Origin of the sequence: Pseudomonas sp. GD03862 (assembly GCF_029840855.1) — a bacterium.
GTDB classification, from domain to species: Bacteria; Pseudomonadota; Gammaproteobacteria; order Pseudomonadales; family Pseudomonadaceae; genus Aquipseudomonas; species Aquipseudomonas alloputida.
On the sequence record NZ_JAOCDI010000018.1, the window covers coordinates 63,952 to 81,490 of the forward strand.

The 17,539-nt window shown below is 64.7% G+C and carries 11 protein-coding genes; 7 read left to right on the forward strand and 4 right to left on the reverse strand.

Annotated elements, in window-relative coordinates; all coding sequences use genetic code 11:
* Positions 1-39: 39 nt before the first annotated feature.
* Positions 40-1,221: a hypothetical protein gene (locus tag N5D53_RS13980; protein ID WP_190869190.1), complete on the forward strand. Its 1,182-nt coding sequence runs from the start codon at positions 40-42 to the stop codon at positions 1,219-1,221.
* A gap of 114 nt (positions 1,222-1,335) precedes the next feature.
* Here the strand turns inward: N5D53_RS13980 and ilvA are convergent, their stop codons facing one another.
* On the reverse strand, positions 1,336-2,895 hold the full coding sequence (gene ilvA / locus N5D53_RS13985; RefSeq protein ID WP_266024974.1) for a threonine ammonia-lyase, biosynthetic: 1,560 nt from the start codon (positions 2,893-2,895) through the stop codon (positions 1,336-1,338).
* Positions 2,896-3,076: 181 nt separating this feature from the next.
* Positions 3,077-3,508, reverse strand: a complete 432-nt coding sequence (locus tag N5D53_RS13990; protein ID WP_010954313.1) for a PACE efflux transporter — start codon at positions 3,506-3,508, stop codon at positions 3,077-3,079.
* 192 nt (positions 3,509-3,700) lie between these two features.
* Here N5D53_RS13990 and nrfB point away from each other — a divergent pair, with 192 nt between their 5' ends.
* The 4 genes from nrfB (at position 3,701) to N5D53_RS14010 (ending at position 10,932) form a co-directional block, all read left to right on the forward strand.
* Entirely contained in the window at positions 3,701-5,875 is a 2,175-nt protein-coding gene (nrfB, locus tag N5D53_RS13995; RefSeq protein WP_020192081.1) for a cyclic di-3',5'-guanylate-activated glycosyltransferase NrfB, read from the forward strand.
* The gene (locus N5D53_RS14000) at positions 5,872-8,877 is read left to right on the forward strand and encodes a phage receptor (RefSeq protein WP_190869188.1); all 3,006 of its coding nucleotides are present in this window, start codon (positions 5,872-5,874) and stop codon (positions 8,875-8,877) included. Before nrfB ends, N5D53_RS14000 begins: the two co-directional genes overlap by 4 nt.
* The gene (locus N5D53_RS14005; protein WP_104961555.1) at positions 8,877-9,716 is read left to right on the forward strand and encodes a DUF4434 family protein; all 840 of its coding nucleotides are present in this window, start codon (positions 8,877-8,879) and stop codon (positions 9,714-9,716) included. Before N5D53_RS14000 ends, N5D53_RS14005 begins: the two co-directional genes overlap by 1 nt.
* 124 nt (positions 9,717-9,840) lie before the next feature.
* Positions 9,841-10,932 carry a GGDEF domain-containing protein gene (locus tag N5D53_RS14010; RefSeq protein WP_020193450.1) on the forward strand — a complete coding sequence of 364 codons (1,092 nt, stop codon included), beginning with the start codon at positions 9,841-9,843 and terminating at the stop codon, positions 10,930-10,932.
* A gap of 30 nt (positions 10,933-10,962) precedes the next feature.
* Here N5D53_RS14010 and N5D53_RS14015 read toward each other — a convergent pair whose 3' ends face one another.
* Both N5D53_RS14015 and N5D53_RS14020 read right to left on the reverse strand, forming a co-directional pair.
* The gene (locus N5D53_RS14015) at positions 10,963-12,264 is read right to left on the reverse strand and encodes an ATP-binding protein (protein WP_104887717.1); all 1,302 of its coding nucleotides are present in this window, start codon (positions 12,262-12,264) and stop codon (positions 10,963-10,965) included.
* 6 nt (positions 12,265-12,270) lie between these two features.
* Positions 12,271-12,972 carry a response regulator transcription factor gene (locus N5D53_RS14020; RefSeq protein ID WP_104961554.1) on the reverse strand — a complete coding sequence of 234 codons (702 nt, stop codon included), beginning with the start codon at positions 12,970-12,972 and terminating at the stop codon, positions 12,271-12,273.
* A 245-nt stretch (positions 12,973-13,217) separates the two neighbouring features.
* Here N5D53_RS14020 and N5D53_RS14025 point away from each other — a divergent pair, with 245 nt between their 5' ends.
* Positions 13,218-14,393 carry an efflux RND transporter periplasmic adaptor subunit gene (locus N5D53_RS14025; protein ID WP_104961553.1) on the forward strand — a complete coding sequence of 392 codons (1,176 nt, stop codon included), beginning with the start codon at positions 13,218-13,220 and terminating at the stop codon, positions 14,391-14,393.
* 11 nt (positions 14,394-14,404) lie between these two features.
* Positions 14,405-17,533, forward strand: coding sequence for an efflux RND transporter permease subunit (locus tag N5D53_RS14030; protein WP_190869187.1), 3,129 nt, complete (start codon positions 14,405-14,407; stop codon positions 17,531-17,533).
* Positions 17,534-17,539 lie beyond the last annotated feature (6 nt).

Consider the following 17,539-nt stretch of genomic DNA (forward strand, 5'->3'; position numbering starts at 1 on the left):
TTTGCTTGAAGCTTGAGGCTCGTAGCTTGGAGCTGCTTCATGCGAATCATCGACAAAACCGCCACCCAGGTGCGCAGCCTGACCCCCGCTGAAGAGGAACTGCTGGTCGGCTTTGCCACCGGCAGCCTCGCCGGCCCGCGCCTGCTACAGGCCAACCAGCTACTGATGAAAGTACGCAACGCCAACCAGTGGCTGGCTTGCGACTGCCGCAACGATGCCTTGCCGGTGCTCAATGTCACCCTCAACGGCAGCACCGGCACACTTTTCCTCAAGAACAACCCGGGCACCGCCGAGCACGCGCCTGGCTGCCCGTTCACCAAGGACGAGCGGGAAGCCGCCGAACGTGAAAACGACCCCGCACCACCCGCCGCCTGGCTGCCACCCGACACCCCCTTGCGCCTGATCAGCGACTTCCGTGCTGGCACGGTCGGTGGCGCCGGCGATGGCAACGACAAACGCGAACAGCAGCGCTTGCTGTCACTGCTGCTGACCTGGATTGAAACCAGCGGGCTCAACCTCTACGCCACCCACTTGAAAAAAGACCTGACCACGCAGTTTGCCGAGTTGCGCAGCGTGGCCAGCCGCTATCCGCTGCTGGAGCGGGTGCCCGCCAGCAACTACCTGGAAACCCGCCTGGACATGAAGCACATGATGATGCTCAAGTCCCGCCTGCGCGAAGCCTCTGTGTTCGGCAACCATCGCCGCCATGGCCTGCTGCTGGACTGCGTCGACCAGATCAAAGGGCGCAAGTTGTTCAACAACCGCAGCGAGGACGGCTTCGACTTCCAGGGGCATCATCTGTACTGGGGCGGGAGCCGCACCACCGGGCCGTTGCTGGCGCTGATGATCTACTCGCCGACCAGCGCCGGAAGCCATTTCTATGAGCTGATCCATGTGGCCAGTGTGCCCGTGCTGTCGCGCGCGCACCTGTTCCCGGTGTACCGCGATGAAGAGCGCGAGCCGCTCAAGGCATTGGTGTCGCTGATCGACTGGATGGCCAGTAAAGGGGTGAAAGTGCAGATGCGTCGCCCTGTGATCGGTGGGCAGGTGATGGATGAGCTGGTGCTGACCTCGGACCAGGACCGGGTGTTGTCAGTGTCGCTGCTGGAACAGCCCATCGGCCCCGAGCCGGATACCGAGAACTTCAAGCGCTACGCCGACTTCAAAAGCCTGGAAACGTTCCGCAAGTTCGTTGCCGGCTTTTTCATGCGCGAGCGTTGAAATTGGCTCGCGCAGTTCCCTGCAGGAGATCGCCCTGCCCTTCGGGCGGGGCGGTCACGCAGCGAACACAGGCGGCAAGCGGCTAGACAAGGGTGCATTGGCCGCACAGACGCGTCAGCCCAGGAACAGCTTGTACGCCGGGTTGTCAGTCTCGTCCCAGTACCGGTACCCCATCTCGTCCAGCGTCGACGGCAAGCCCGCCAACTCGTCCGCTGGCACTTCCAAGGCAGCGAACACCCGCGCCTCCGCCGCACCATGGTTGCGGTAATGGAACAGGCTGATGTTCCAACGCTTGCCCAACCGCTCCAGAAACCCCAGCAACGCCCCTGGCCGTTCGGGGAACTCGAAGCGCAGTACCCGCTCATCAGCCCCTGACGCGGCATGCCCGCCGACGGTATGGCGCACATGCAGCTTGGCCAGCTCGTTGTCGGTCAGGTCCAGCACGCTGTACCCCTGCTCCCGCAAGCTGGCCAGCAACTGCTCACGTGGGTCGTGCACCGGGTGGGTCTGCACGCCAACGAACAGGCGCGCCTCCTTGCCGGGGTAGAAGCGGTAGTTGAATTCGGTGATCTGCCGCTTACCCAGTGCCTGGCAAAAGGCCCGGAAGCTGCCCGGCTGTTCCGGAATCGTCACGGCGATGATCGCCTCGCGCTGCTCACCCAGCTCGGCCCGCTCGGCCACATGGCGCAAGCGGTCGAAATTGACGTTGGCCCCGGAGTCGATGGCCACCAGGGTCTGCCCCTGCACACCTTCACGCGCCACGTACTTCTTGATACCGGCCACGGCCAAGGCCCCGGACGGCTCGGTGATCGAACGGGTGTCGTCGTAGATATCCTTGATCGCCGCGCACAGCTCGTCACTGCTCACCGTCACCACCTCGTCGACGAAGTGGCGGCACAGCTCGAAGCAATGGGCGCCGATCTGCGCCACCGCCACGCCATCGGCAAAGGTGCCGACCTGCGGCAGGATCACGCGCTCGCCGACGGCCATGGCAGCCTGCAGGCAGTTGGAATCTACCGGCTCGACGCCGATCACCTTCACGTCAGGGCGCAGGTACTTCACGTAGGCGGCGATACCGGCGATCAAGCCGCCACCGCCCACGGGCACAAAGATCGCGTCCAGCGCCCCCGGGCGCTGACGGAGGATTTCCATGGCCACGGTACCCTGCCCGGCGATCACATCCGGGTCATCGAACGGTGGCACGAAGGTCGCGCCTTCGCTGTCGGCCAGCTTCAGCGCGTGGGCCAGCGCATGCGGGAAGCTCTCGCCATGCAGCACCACATGCCCGCCGCGCGAACGCACGCCTTCCACTTTCAACGATGGCGTGGTGGTGGGCATGACGATGGTTGCCTTCATACCCAGATGCGATGCGGCCAAGGCCACGCCCTGGGCATGGTTGCCCGCCGAAGCGGTGATCACCCCGCGCTCACGCTGCACATCGGTCAGACGCGACAGGCGGGTGTAGGCACCCCGGATCTTGAACGAAAACGTAGGCTGCAGGTCTTCGCGCTTGAGCAACACCTGGTTGCCCAGGGCGGCAGACAAGGCCGGGGCCGCTTGCAGGGGCGTTTCAATGGCCAGGTCGTACACCGGCGCCGCAAGAATGCGCCGCACCTGCTCCGACAGCAGTTGCTGGGGGGTGACGGTAGTACGAGGGACACTGAAGCTGGTCATCGATGACTCCTTGGCTATTTTTACGTTGCCCAGGAGTCAGAGAGAAAAAACCCGCCTCCAGGGCGGGTTCGGTGCACGTACGCGCTAGCCCGCCAAGCTGATAATGGCGGTAATAATAATGGCGTTCACGTGCGGGAATGTATTCATGGGGTAGGAACTTAGCCTGCCTCGCAGCCGAAAGTCAACACTTGGCCTGCTGCGCCGAAAGCGGCACATCGAACACCTTGTCGAAGCCCCACTGGAAGACAAAGGCGTAAACGAAGAAGAACACGAACAACGCCAGATTGGTCAGCAGTGCGGCCCACAGGCTCACGTCCAGCCAGTACGCCACCAGCGGCAACAGGATCACCACCAGCCCACCCTCGAAGCCCAGCGCATGCAGCAGGCGCCGCAGGAAGGTGCGCTCACGTTTGGGCTGGCGCGCTTCCCAACGTTCGAATACCCAGTTGTAACCCATGTTCCAGCTCATCGCGATGCCTGACATCAGCACCGACAGCACGGTCGACTGCGCCATGCCGGCGCCGAACGCCAGCTCCAGTGCGGGCGCTACACAGGCGACGGCGATGGCCTCATAGAGAATGGCCTGGACGATCTTGCGGGCCTTACCTTGCATGTTCAGCTCCCTGAATGAACGACCTGTAAAGCTACAAGATGCAGCCCGCAAGAAACAGCCCGAAATTTGGACAATCCCGCGTTCGGCTGCTTGTATCTATTCCGTACATGACAGTGACATCTCCTGCACCTTCGTCGAGGGAACGAGCGAGGATAAGACGATGGCCCACTCTGCCCTGCCGGTGGCTGACACATGAGCCTGGTATTCATCGATTTTCTCACTTACCTGCTGTTCGGCCTGAAGCTCCTGGCGATCACCCTTGCCTCGTTGATGTTCCTGCTGGGCCTGGACGACCTGTTCATCGATCTGTGCTATTGGGGGCGCACGCTGATCCGGCGTTTTCGCATCTACGGCAAGTTCGAAAGGGCCGATGAGAAGCGCTTGTACGAAGTCCCGGAAAAACCTTTGGCCATCATGGTCCCCGCCTGGAACGAAGTCGGCGTGGTCGGTGAAATGGCGCGCCTGGCCGCTTCGACCATCGACTACGAGAACTACCAGATCTTTGTCGGCACCTACCCCAACGACCCGCAAACCCAGGCTGACGTGGACGCGGTGTGCCTGCACTTCCCCAACGTGCACAAAGTGGTCTGCGCCCGCCCCGGTCCCACCAGCAAAGCCGACTGCCTGAACAACATCATCGACGCGCTGCTGCGCTTCCAGCAGGACGCCGGCATCGAGTTCGCCGGTTTCATCCTGCATGACGCCGAAGACGTGATCTCGCCGATGGAGCTGCGCCTGTTCAACTACCTGCTGCCGAGCAAGGACATGATCCAGATCCCGGTGTATCCCTACGCACCGGAGTGGAAGGGCTTTACTGCCGGCCACTATGTCGACGAGTTTGCCGAAAACCACGGCAAGGACGTGATCGTGCGCGAAGCGCTGACCGGCCAGGTGCCCAGTGCCGGCGTCGGCACCTGCTTCAGCCGCCGCGCCATCAGCGCACTGCTCGAGGACGGTGACGGCATTGCCTTTGACGTACAGAGCTTGACCGAAGACTACGACATCGGCTTTCGCCTGAAGCAAAAAGGCATGAAGTGCATTTTCGCCCGCTACTCCATCACCGACCCGGCGCTGACCCTGAAGCAGGAATGGCGCCCAGGCATGAGCCGGGAATTCTCCCAGGTGATCTGCGTGCGCGAGCACTTCCCGCGTGACTGGCAGCATGCCATCCGGCAGAAGTCGCGCTGGATCGTCGGCATCGTGTTCCAGGGCACCAGCAACCTCGGCTGGAGCCGCAAGGGCGCGCTCAACTATTTCCTCTGGCGTGACCGCCGCGGGCTGTTCGCCTACCTGCTGAGCTTCCTGGTCAACCTGTTACTGCTGGTGTTGCTGGCCATGTGGCTAGTCACGGTGATTGCGCCGGAGTCGTGGCGCTTCATGTCGATCCTCAGCGACAGCTGGTTGCTGTCGACCCTGCTGTGGCTGAACGGCCTGATGCTGCTCAACCGGCTGTTCCAGCGCGCCTGGTTCGTCACCCGCTTCTATGGCATCGGCGAGGGCCTGCTGTCGGCACCGCGGATGATGTGGAGCAACTTCGTCAACTTTTTCGCCAACCTGCGTGCACTGCGCCAGGTAATGGAAATGGGCGATTCGCGGCGCGTGGCCTGGGACAAGACCACCCACGAGTTCCCCGCCATCGCCACCCCGGCTCGCACACCACTGGGCCAGCGCCTGGTGGCCAAGGGCCTGATCACCGACGAACAGTTGCAACAGGCCATCACCAGCCCGGTTCGTCGGCGCCTGGGCCGCGAGTTGCTGCTGCGTGGCTGGCTGAACAGTGAGCAGTTGGTGGCCACCCTGGCCGAACAACTGGACCTGCCCTGGGCACCGCTGAACCCGTTCAAGCTCAGCCCGCAACTGATCGCCAAACTACCGCGCAAGCTGGCCACCCATTACGGCGTACTGCCCGTGGACGAAGACGGCGACACCCTGATCCTGGCCAGTGAAAGCCCGGTCAGCCAGGTGTCGCTGGGTGTGATCAGCCGCCAGCTGAAACGCCCGGTCAAGGCACGCCTGGCCCCCCAGGGCCGGGTCACGCTGGGCCTTCGCTACCACTACCCAAGCCCCTGGCAGCATCAAGAAACCCGAGACATGCTGGCCGTGCTTGAACGCCACCAGGACGACGAAGCGCTGCTGGAGCGGGTCAGCCATCACCAAGTCATGCTAGGCGCGCTACTGCAGGTGCGCGGCATGGTCCCTGTCACCCTGTTCAACCAGGCGTTGATCGACTTCGACCCCGAACACCAAAGCCTCGGCGAGCACCTGATTGCCCGCGGCATCATCACCAGGCAGGTGCTGGAGCAGGCCCTGATCGAACAGGCCAGTGAACAACAAGTGGCGATTGATCTGACCCGGGAGGTGGCATGAAGCCGCGTTTTTCCCTTGCTTTCACTGGCCTGCTGCTGTGCTCCGCCGCCCTGCCCGTTGCCGCTTCGGCGCCGATGACCGACTTCCAGCGGTTCACCAGCTTTCCGTTCATGGACCGCAGCTATCGCGAGGCCAGGAAAGACAACTGGGCTGAAGTCGAGCGCCTGACCCGCCATGTGCTGGGCCGGGTACCGAACAACGACGAAGCCCGCGCCCTGCTGGTCGAAGCCCTGGCCCACCAGCGCCGTTACAAGGAGGCCCAAGCGCTGGCTGAACAGCTAGGCGACAGCCCCGAATATGCCGACGCGCTGCTGGAGCTGCGCCTGACCTGGATCGAGCAGGACCCGCCACCGGCCAGCCAGGTGGAACAATGGCTGGCCGCCAGCGACGGCAACCACCGGGTACAGCTGTGGCAGGCCTACAGCCTGAGCCTGGCCAAGTTTGGTGGCGCCGCCAAAGCACTGGACTGGCTCAACCAACTGCCGCCCGGTGGGGACGGCCAGGTCCTGCGCCTGGCCCGGGCCACCTTCGCCGAACAGCTGCGCAACTGGAAAGAAACCATCGAGCAACTGCAGCCGCTGGCCGACACAGGCCAGTTGCCTGCCCAGGACTGGCAACGCCTGGCCAATGCCTATATCCAGCAAGTCGACGAAAAGGGCCTGACTGCGCTGCTGGCCCACGCCCCCTCCCCCGCAGCGGCCAACCAGACACGGCTGGCCATGGCCAACCGCGCCATTGCCGTCGGCCACCACCAGCAGGCCCAACGCTGGCTGCAGTCGCTACCGCCTGATCAACTGCAGCAACCCGAGCAGCGCCAGCAACTTTGGCAACTGGCCCGCGAAGGCGACGATGCAGCGCTGGTGCGGCGCCTGAGCAACGACCTGCAGCGCCCCTGCCTTGAAACGGTCGACTGGCTGTCACATCAAGACCCGGACCTGGCCCGGGAACAGTTCAAGGCCTGCTCCGCCAGCGCCGACCCTCGGGCCTATGCCGTGCTCAAGCAGCGCCTGTATGGCGCCCCGCAGCCGCCCCCGCAGCCGCGCACCGCCGCAGAATGGGAACAACGCTATCGGCAGACCGGCGACCTCGCAGCCCTGGAACAAACCACCTTCCTGTTGACCGAACAGGGCGACGGCGATCACGCACGGCACTTGCTGGAGCAAGCCTACGACCGCCGCCAGGGCCGCCTCGGCCCATCGCTGCTACAGCGTCTGGCCAACCTGTATGCCCGTGACGACGGGCCCCTGGACAGCCGACGCATGCTCGGCCTGATACCCCGGGTCAACGCCAACACCCGCGCCCAGTTGCTCGGGCGGCTGGCCGAGGCCGGCCAGTGCGATGCCGTGCGCCAGGCAGTGCCGGCCACCCCGAGCGAACCGGGCCAGTACCGCGCCCTCGGCCGTTGCGCCATGCCCGACCAACCGGGTGCGGCGGTGGTCTACTACCAGGCTGCCGAGCGTTTGGGCGACCCTGGCAACCGTCTACCGCTGGCCTACGCACTCGAAGCGGCCGGCGACTCCGAAACCGCCCAGCCCATCTGGCGCAGCCTGCCAGACAGCGCCTTTACCGATAATGCCCGCCTCACCGCTGCCCGCGGCGCGCTGAATGCAGGCGACGCCGATGCAGCACGCCGCTACTGGGACGCTGCCGCGCACCAGAGCGCTGATGACTGGGCGCTGGGCGCCGCCATCGCCCAGCGCCAAGGTGACCCGCAGGCCGCGCTGGGCTTCCAGCGCCAGGCTCTGGCGCACAGCCCGCGCCCCGACCACTACTACGCCGCGTCCAGCACCGCACAACTGGCCGGCGACAGTGCGCAGAGCACCGCCTGGCTGGCCGAAGCCGTGCGCCTGGCCCCCAACCAGCCGCGCTATCGCGCCGACTACGGCATGCGCCTGGCTGGCTCGACGGACAAGGCTCAGCGCATGCAATCGATTCCCTACCTTGAACGCGCCACTCACGACTTCCCCGAGGACTACCGCCTTGGCGAAACACTCGCCTTGCGCTATGACGAACATGCCGACAGCGCTGCGGCACGCCGCGAACTGCGCCGCATTCTCGACGTAGAGCAGAACCTGGTCGACGGTGATGACGAATACGGCAGCCTGGAGGCCCGCAAGTACCGCCAGCGCCGCGCCCACGAGAGCCTGTCACGGCGCGACACCATTACCCTGGCCAGCACCTGGTCGCCGGCCGGCACCTCGACCAACGACAAGTTTCTCGACAATGGCCAGCGCAGCGGCAGCTCGCGCCGGGCGCAATCGCAGAACGTGCAGCTGGCCATGTGGGACCATGCCCTGGGCGAGGAGCCCAGCCGCAATGGCAGCACCCTGTCAGTGTATGGCCGGGTACTGTTCGGTGGCCAAAGCCGCACCGACTATGCCCAGAGCATGGGAACCGGTGTCGGCCTGCGCTACAAGCCGCTCGGCCAGTCCAACCTCAACCTGTATGCCGAGCTTTACCACCAGCGGCAGATCGACGAAGCACACTATCGCGGCCTCAGCCTTGGCCAGTTGCTGAGCCCGGCCAAGGTCGGCGGCAACTGGGGCGATTTGCGCCACCACGCCGAATCGAGCAATGACCTGCTGCTGCGCGCCACCGCCTCGTTCCTCGACCAGGGAGGCTGGCGCAACGATTGGCGCATCGATGAGGACGACTGGAACGAACGGTTCCTCTACCTCGATGCTGCCTGGTGGACCCGCGCCGGCGACCATGCCTGGCTGTCGCGCTACCAGCAGGGCCACGCCTGGAAGCTGCCGGGCAGCTCGCCGCAAACGCTCATGCCCTACGGCTTTGTCGAGTTCTCCAGCCAGGACCCCAGCAACGACTGGCGCCAGGACGCCCGCGCCGGGGTTGGCGTGCGCTGGCAATGGTGGTTCGACGACGACCGCTACAACGCCTACCGCGGCTCGCTGAAAGTGCGTGCCGAGTACCAGCAATCGCTGGGCGGTAACCTCTACGAGCGCGCCAACGGTGTGCTGGTCGGTGCGGAGATGACCTTCTGATGCGTACGCTCATCGCCTTCTGCCTGCTGGCCCTGTGCCTACCGGCCACCGCTGACCAGCGCCTGTTCTACCAACCCCTGAACCGCGATGCCAGCGTCACACCCGCCCAGTGGCAGCAACTGTGGCAAGCCACCGCGGCCCAAGGTGGCAAAACCCTGATCGTGCAATGGAGTGCCTATGGCGACAGCGATTTCGGCGGAGCCAAAGGCTGGCTGGCCAACAGCCTGCGCACGGCGCGTGCCGAAGGCCTGCAACTGGTGCTGGGGCTGTACATGGACCCGGCCTACTACCAGCGCCTCGACGAGCTGGATGGCGAAGGCCTGAACAGCTACTGGAAAGCGCAGCTGGGGCGGTCGCTCAGCCAGTACCAGCAACTGCGCCAGGCCTGGCAGTTGCCAGTGGACGGCTGGTACCTGCCCATGGAGCTGGACGACCAGCATCTGCGCGAGACCGAACGGCGCGATGCGCTGTACAGCCAGTTGCAGGCCTTCAACCGCCAGTTGGACAAGCCGTTGCATATCAGCGCCTTCAGCACAGGCAAGCTGACGCCGCGGGTCAATGCCCTCTGGCTGGATCAACTGGCCGGCTTGGGCTTGACTGTGTGGTGGCAGGATGGCGCCGGCACCGGGCGTTTGCCGGCGTTGGTGCGTCAGGGTTACGAGCAGGCGTTGCCGTGCCGGGTGGGTGTGGTGCGCGAGGCGTTCCGCCAGGTGAGCGCGCCGGAGCAGGCGTTTCGGGCGGAGCCCGCCGAGCCCCGGTTGGGTAGCGGGTGCCATGCCGAGGCAGTGTTTGCCTTGCGCTACCGGCCCTGGGCCCGAGGTATCTTGCCACAGCAATGAATTACCAGGGCCGGCCTCTTCGCGGATAAACCCACAGGGCCCCCACACCGTACGGTCCCTGTAGGAGCGGGTTTACCCGCGAAAGGTCCAAGCCTGAAAAAGTAGTAGCCTCAGGAGCCCACCGATGTTCAAGACCATCGAAGCCCACGTACGCCAGCAGGTCGCGCCCGCCGCCCTGCGCGCCGAGTTCCGCCAGCACGAATTCGAGTCCATGCGCTCGTTCTGCCTGCTGGTATTCTCGATCAGCGTCCTGATCTGGCTGGTCTTCGACCTGATCGTCAGCTTCCTCGGCGACCAAGGCTTCACCTGGCTGTCCTTCCTGTTCATCGCCCTGCTCGGCAGCCTGATCGTAGTGCTGCATTTCACTCGCCGCAGCCATCACTTCGACGTGCTCAACCTGCTGTTCATTACCGTCATCACCCTGGGCATGCGCCTGGTGATCGAAGGCATCCCGATAGCCCTGCGCCCGGTGTGGTTGGTGCTCGGGGTGTCCACCGTGCTGTATGCCATGTCGGTGCTACCGGTGCGGCGCTGGTCATTCTTCTGCGCCATGGTCATCACCTGGGTGATGCTTAATCCGTTCTACCACACCCGCATCGAGCCCCATGCGCTCGAAGGCGCCATGCTGATCAGCTATGCCGTGTTTCTAAGCGGCCTGGTCAGCTACAGCTACCTGCAGATCCGCAAGGCGAAGCTGCACAATTTCTACCTGTCCAAGGTGTTGCTGGAGCAGGCCTACGTCGATGCCCTGACCGACATTCCCAACCGCCGCTCGTTCATGGCCCAGGCCGACCGCCAGCTGCGGATGGCGACGTCCGGGCAGTACCTGGCCATGATCGATATCGACAATTTCAAGCGGGTCAATGACCGTTTCGGCCATGACGTGGGCGATGAAGTGCTCAAGCGCGTGGCCCTGCATATCAAGACAAGCATGGCCGATCAGGCGTTTGCCCGGCTGGGAGGTGAAGAGTTTGCGATCTTCTTCGAAGGGCTGGATCAGCAAGGGGCCGAGCAGCGAGTGGCCGCGCTGTGCCAGCGCGTGCGCGAGGACGCTGGCGAGCACCCGGTCACCATCAGCATTGGCCTGGCCAAGGTCGACCGGGGAGAGAGCCTGACCACCGCGCTGGTCCGCGCCGACCAGGCATTGTATGAAGCCAAGCACACTGGCAAGGACCGCTTTGTGTCGTGGTCCAGCGAGCTGGCAGAGCAGGATTAGCAGGGCCGTCTCTCGCGATTTCAGCGCCCCCTATCCGCCGGCGGGTAAACGAATCCTGAACTGCGCCCCACCCAGCGCCGACTGCGCCAGGGTCAAGGTGCCACCCTGCCCCTCGATCGCCCGCCGGCTGATGGCCAACCCCAGGCCAAAACCACCGGTGTTGCGATCGCGACTGCGGTCCAGACGGTAGAACGGCTGGAAAACCCGCTCGCGCTCCTCCACAGGGACGCCAATCCCGTCATCCTCCACCGTCAGCAGGCAGGCGCCATCGGCTTCCAGGCGCAAGCGCAGCAACAGGCTTTCATCGCAATAGCGCATGGCATTGCGCACCAGGTTCTGCACCGCGCGCGCCGTCAGTCGCGGGTCCAGTACAAAGCGCGGCAACTCACCCTCGGCCCGCACTTCCCACTGGATACCCCGGCCATCGAGTTCCTCGGCAAAGCCCCCAAGCACACTGTCGACCAGCTCCAGCAGCGATACCTCAACCCGCTCCCGCGCCTGGTCGGCGTTGTACAACCGGCTATAGGACAGCAGCTCCAGCACCAGTTCATCCAGCTCGCGCACATGCCCGACCAGCTCCAGCAGGCGCTTGCGGCTGGCTGGCGGCACTTCGTCGAACAGCAGCACCAGGCCGAAGTCCAGCCGGGTCAGTGGCGTGCGTAACTCGTGCGATACCGCATTGAGCAGTTCACGCTGCTGGTTGACATGGCGTTCCAGGTCACTGGCCATGGTGTCGAATACCCCGGCCAGTTCACCAATGTTGGAGTGAGGCGAAATGTGCGTACGCTCGGCCATCTGCCCCTGGCCCAGGCGCCGAGCGGTCTCCTTGAGGCGCTCCAGATCACGCCAGTGCGGCCAAACCCACAGCAGCAGGCAACCCAGCATGGCTGCACCAATCAATACGGTCACGCCCCACGACAGCACGTTGATGTCCAGCGGGTCTGGCGGGGAATGCAGGCGTACCAGCCACTCCTTGTCCAGCGGCGCCAGCACCGTCTCGTAATAGCCCCACTCGGCAATGCGCACTGCGTACAGGCCATGCTCCAGGCGCGCCTGCTCCTCATCGCTCAAACCGGCCTGATCCCTGCGCAGCAGCTGCAGTTCCAGTGGCGCGAAATCACTGGCCAGTTCCTGCTCCACCGCTGGCCACTGCTCGCGCGGGGCCTGGCGGAACTGGCGCACGATCAACGCTTGTACACCCTTGGCCTGGTCCAGGTTGTAGGCCATGAACCGGTCGCGGAACAGGCCGACGATGGTGTCAGGGATGAACAGCAATGCACCGGCGTAGGCGACGATGATCACCAGGTACAACCGCACCAGGATCTTGAGCATGGCCGATCAGCACTCCCACTCGACACGGCTGAACAGGTAGCCCTTGCCCCACACGGTCTTGATCTTGCGCGCTTCGCCGGCGTTGTCGTCGAACTTGCGCCGCAGTTTGGAAATGGCCACGTCAACGGAGCGATCGGTGCCATTGAACTCGATGCCACGCAGCTGTTGCAGGATACGGTCGCGGTTCATCACCTCACCAGCATTGCGCGCCAGCACCACAAGCAGGTTGTACTCGCCGCTGGATAGTTCCACCTCCTCGCCGCGCCAACTCACCGTGCGCTCGGCCAGGTCGATACGCAGGCCACCAATCAGGATCAGGTCGTTGTCCAGGCGCGGTTCGTTGACACTGCTGCGGCGCAGCAGCGTGCGCACCCGGGCCAGCAGCACGCGTGGCTCACAGGGTTTGGTCACGTAGTCGTCGGCCCCCATTTCCAGGCCTAGCACCTGGTCATGGCTATCGTCGCGGGCCGTCAGCATGAGGATTGGCAGGCTCTGCGACTCCTGGCGCAGCAGCCGGCACAGCTGCAGGCCATCGATGCCCGGCAGCATCAGGTCAAGGATGACCAGGTCAGGCCTTTGCCGACGGTACTCGTCCAGCACATGATCGCCCCGGGCGATCACCTGGACATGGAAGTCGTTGCGTTGCAGGTAGCTGGCGATCAGCTCGGACAGGGCGCTGTCGTCTTCGACCAGGAAAATGTTCGGCATAGGTGCTTGGGCGTCTGGGTTGAAGTAAGCCTGTGGCGAGTGCTTCGCGGGTAAACCCGCTGCTGCAGGTCCCCGTAGGAGCGGGTTCACCCGCGAAAGGGCCAGCACAGGCGCATGCAGAATATAGAACCCAACCACTCGACAGGATCATTCTTCACACTTTTTCACACTCGCCCTACAGGTATTAACAGCCGCCCAGGCAGCGTCTGCCTTAGCATGTACACGGTCATCATCGGAAGATCCGCATGCCTACTACCCTCTCCCCGTGCCTGCGCCCGTTGGCGCTCATGGCATTCCTGAGCCTGTCCCTGGCCGGTTGCAGCGACAGCGCCGAGCCAGACGAACCGGCCCCCACTGCGCAAGTGCGCGTGGAAACCCTGCAACTGCAGCCACTGGCCATCAGCAGTGAACTCAGCGGCCGTATCCTCGCGCCACGCACCGCCGAAGTGCGTGCGCGGGTCGCAGGTGTGGTGCTCAAGCGGGTGTACCGCGAAGGCAGCGACGTCAAGCGGGGTGATGTACTGTTCCTGATCGACCCGGCGCCGTTCAAGGCCGACCACGACAGCGCCCGCGCCACGCTGGCCAAGGCCGAGGCCACCCGGTACCAGGCGCGCCTGCAAGAGCAGCGCTACCGCGAGCTGGTCGACGACAAAGCCGTCAGCCGCCAGGAATACGACAACGCCAAGGCCAGTTTCCTGCAGGCCGATGCCGAAGTGGCCGAAGCCAGGGCGGCGCTGGAGCGCGCCCGGCTGAACCTCGGCTATGCCACCGTGACCGCGCCGATCTCCGGCCGAATCGGCCGCGCCCAGGTCACCGAAGGCGCGCTGGTCGGGCAAAACGAAACCACCCCGCTGGCGACCATCCAGCAGTTGGACCCGATCCATGCCGATGTCACCCAGTCTACCCGCGAGCTCAACGCCCTGCGCCGCGCCCTGCGCGCCGGCGAATTGCAGCAGGTGGGCGACGGCCAGGCACGCGCCACGCTGATCCAGGATGACGGCAGCGCCTACCCGCTGCCGGGCAAGCTGCTGTTCTCCGACATCAGCGTCGACCCCAGCACCAACCAGATCACCCTGCGCAGCGAGTTCCCCAACCCGGACCTCGACCTGCTGCCAGGCAGCTACGTGCGGGTACGCCTGGAGCAAGCGGTGCAACCCAAGGGCCTGAGCGTGCCGCAACGCGCCATCCTGCGCGACAGCGCCGGTGTGCCCAAGGTGCTGGTGGTAGACCAGCACGCCCGGGTCAGCGACCGCCAGGTTGTACTGGGCAGCGCCCAGGGTGACCGCTGGATCGTCAGCGAGGGCCTGGCGGCCGGTGAGCGGGTGGTGGTCGAGGGCCTGCAGCACGTCAAGGCCGGTGACCAGGTGCAGGTCGACAACACGCCCGCTGCACCACCCATCGCACAGCATACCGGCCAGTGAGGGCCTGATTCATGCCGCAATTCTTCATCGATCGCCCGGTATTCGCCTGGGTGGTCGCACTGTTCATCCTGCTGGCCGGCGCGCTGGCCATCCCGCAACTACCGGTGGCCCAGTACCCCAACGTGGCACCGCCGCAGGTGGAAATCTACGCCGTGTACCCGGGCGCCTCGGCGGCGACCATGGACGAAAGCGTGGTCAGCCTGATCGAACAGGAGCTCAACGGCGCCGACAACCTGCTGTACTTCGAGTCGCAGAGCAGCCTGGGCAGCGCCACCATCACCGCCACCTTCGCCCCGGGTACCCACCCGGACCTGGCCCAGGTCGACGTGCAGAACCGCCTGAAAGTGGTCGAGTCGCGCCTGCCGCGCCCGGTCACCCAGCAGGGCCTGCAGGTGGAGAAAGTGTCCACCGGCTTCCTGCTGTTGGCGACCCTCACCTCCGAAGACGGCAAGCTCGATGAAACAGCGCTGTCGGACATCCTTGCACGTAACGTGATGGACGAGATCCGTCGCCTCAAGGGCGTCGGCAAGGCCCAGTTGTATGGCTCCGAACGGGCCATGCGCATCTGGATCGACCCGCGCAAGCTGATCGGTTTCAACCTCACGCCCAACGATGTAGCCGAAGCCATCGCTGCGCAGAACGCCCAGGTCGCCCCTGGCAGCATCGGCGATCTGCCCAGCCGCAGCACTCAGGAGATCACCGCCAACGTGGTGGTCAAAGGCCAGTTGAGCAGCCCCGAAGAGTTTGCTGCCATTGTCCTGCGCGCCAACCCGGACGGCTCCACGGTCACCATCGGGGATGTCGCCCGAGTTGAAATCGGTGCCCAGGAATACCAGTACGGCACGCGCCTGAACGGCAAACCGGCCACGGCCTTCAGCGTGCAGTTGTCGCCCGGCGCCAACGCCATGGAAACCGCTACCCTGGTACGAGCGAAGATGCAGGACCTGGCGCGCTACTTCCCGGAAGGCGTCAAGTACGACATCCCCTACGACACCTCGCCGTTCGTCAAGGTGTCGATCGAGCAGGTCATCAACACCCTGTTCGAGGCCATGCTGCTGGTGTTCGCAGTCATGTTCCTGTTCCTGCAGAACCTGCGCTACACGCTGATCCCGACCCTGGTCGTGCCAGTGGCATTGATGGGCACCTTCGCCGTGATGCTGGCCATGGGCTTCTCGGTCAATGTGCTGACACTGTTCGGCATGGTGCTGGCCATCGGTATTCTGGTCGACGATGCCATTGTGGTGGTGGAGAACGTCGAGCGCATCATGGCCGAAGAAGGCTTGCCGCCCAAGGACGCCACACGCAAGGCCATGGGCCAGATCAGCGGTGCAATCGTCGGCATCACGCTGGTGCTGGTGGCGGTATTCCTGCCCATGGCCTTCATGCAAGGCTCGGTGGGGGTGATCTACCAGCAGTTCTCGCTGTCGATGGCGGTGTCGATCCTGTTCTCGGCGTTTCTCGCCCTCAGCCTGACCCCGGCATTGTGCGCCACCCTGCTCAAGCCCGTGGCCAAGGGCGAGCACCATGAACGCAAAGGCTTTTTCGGCTGGTTCAATCGCCGCTTCGAAAGCATGAGCAACGGCTACCAGCGCTGGGTAGTGCAGGCGCTCAAGCGCAGCGGCCGCTACCTGCTGGTGTACGCGGTGCTGCTGGCGGTGCTGGGCTACGGTTTCAGCCAGCTGCCTACGGCGTTCCTGCCTACCGAAGACCAGGGCTACACCATCACCGACATTCAGCTGCCGCCGGGCGCCAGCCGCATGCGCACCGAACAGGTAGCCGCGCAGATCGAGGCGCACAACGCCGAAGAACCGGGCGTGGGCAACACCACCTTGATCCTCGGCTTCAGCTTCTCCGGTAGCGGGCAGAACGCGGCGCTGGCCTTCACCACCCTCAAGGACTGGTCCGAGCGCGGCGCCGACGACAGCGCCCAGTCGATCGCCGACCGCGCGACCATGGCCTTCACCCAGCTCAAGGACGCGATTGCCTATTCGGTACTGCCGCCCCCCATTGACGGCCTCGGTGAGTCGACCGGTTTCGAATTTCGCCTTCAGGACCGTGGCGGCATGGGCCACGCCGAGCTGATGGCAGCCCGTGACCAGTTGCTCGAAAGCGCCAGCAAAAGCAAGGTGCTGACCAACGTGCGCGAAGCCTCGCTGGCGGAAAGCCCGCAGGTGCAACTGGAAATCGACCGCCGCCAGGCTAATGCACTGGGTGTGTCGTTTGCCGATATCGGCACGGTGCTGGACGTGGCCGTGGGCTCCAGCTACGTCAACGATTTCCCCAACCAGGGCCGCATGCAGCGGGTGGTGGTGCAGGCCGAAGGTGACCAGCGCAGCCAGGTCGAAGACTTGCTGAACATTCACGTGCGCAACGACAGCGGCAAGATGGTGCCACTGGGCGCGTTCGTGCAGGCCAGGTGGGTCAGCGGCCCGGTGCAACTGACCCGCTACAACGGTTACCCGGCGGTATCGATCTCAGGCGAGCCTGCCGCCGGCTACAGCTCGGGCGAGGCCATGGCCGAAGTCGAGCGGCTGGTGTCGCAGCTACCGGCCGGTACCGGCCTGGAATGGACTGGCCTGTCACTGCAGGAGCGGCTGTCCGGTAGCCAGGCCCCCCTGCTGATGGCGCTGTCGCTGCTGGTGGTGTTCCTGTGCCTGGCTGCGCTGTACGAAAGCTGGTCGATCCCGACTGCGGTGCTGCTGGTCGTTCCGCTCGGTGTGCTCGGTGCGGTGCTGGCGGTGACCTTGCGCGGCATGCCCAACGACGTGTTCTTCAAGGTTGGCCTGATTACCCTGATCGGCCTGTCGGCGAAGAACGCCATCCTGATCATCGAGTTCGCCAAGCATCTGGTAGACCAGGGCGTAGACGCCGTCGACGCCGCCGTGCAAGCGGCCCGCCTGCGCCTGCGGCCGATCGTGATGACGTCGCTGGCGTTCATCCTCGGCGTGGTGCCGCTAGCCATCGCCAGCGGCGCAAGCTCGGCCAGCCAGCAGGCGATTGGCACCGGGGTGATCGGCGGCATGCTCAGCGCCACCCTGGCGGTGGTGTTCGTGCCGGTGTTCTTCGTGGTAGTGATGCGCCTGTCCGGGCGACGCCAGGCGCATGAAAGCGACGGGCAACCCGTGCCCCGCGAAAGCTGACTGGAC

Bases quoted from the DNA above. Each gene is read 5' to 3' on its own strand.
- N5D53_RS14020 (WP_104961554.1), bottom strand. From the start codon at position 12,972: ATGCCGAACATTTTCCTGGTCGAAGACGACAGCGCCCTGTCCGAGCTG.
- N5D53_RS14010 (WP_020193450.1), top strand. From the start codon at position 9,841: ATGTTCAAGACCATCGAAGCCCACGTACGCCAGCAGGTCGCGCCCGCC.
- nrfB (WP_020192081.1), top strand. From the start codon at position 3,701: ATGAGCCTGGTATTCATCGATTTTCTCACTTACCTGCTGTTCGGCCTG.
- N5D53_RS13990 (WP_010954313.1), bottom strand. From the start codon at position 3,508: ATGCAAGGTAAGGCCCGCAAGATCGTCCAGGCCATTCTCTATGAGGCC.
- N5D53_RS14015 (WP_104887717.1), bottom strand. From the start codon at position 12,264: ATGCTCAAGATCCTGGTGCGGTTGTACCTGGTGATCATCGTCGCCTAC.
- N5D53_RS13980 (WP_190869190.1), top strand. From the start codon at position 40: ATGCGAATCATCGACAAAACCGCCACCCAGGTGCGCAGCCTGACCCCC.
- ilvA (WP_266024974.1), bottom strand. From the start codon at position 2,895: ATGACCAGCTTCAGTGTCCCTCGTACTACCGTCACCCCCCAGCAACTG.
- N5D53_RS14025 (WP_104961553.1), top strand. From the start codon at position 13,218: ATGCCTACTACCCTCTCCCCGTGCCTGCGCCCGTTGGCGCTCATGGCA.
- N5D53_RS14030 (WP_190869187.1), top strand. From the start codon at position 14,405: ATGCCGCAATTCTTCATCGATCGCCCGGTATTCGCCTGGGTGGTCGCA.
- N5D53_RS14005 (WP_104961555.1), top strand. From the start codon at position 8,877: ATGCGTACGCTCATCGCCTTCTGCCTGCTGGCCCTGTGCCTACCGGCC.
- N5D53_RS14000 (WP_190869188.1), top strand. From the start codon at position 5,872: ATGAAGCCGCGTTTTTCCCTTGCTTTCACTGGCCTGCTGCTGTGCTCC.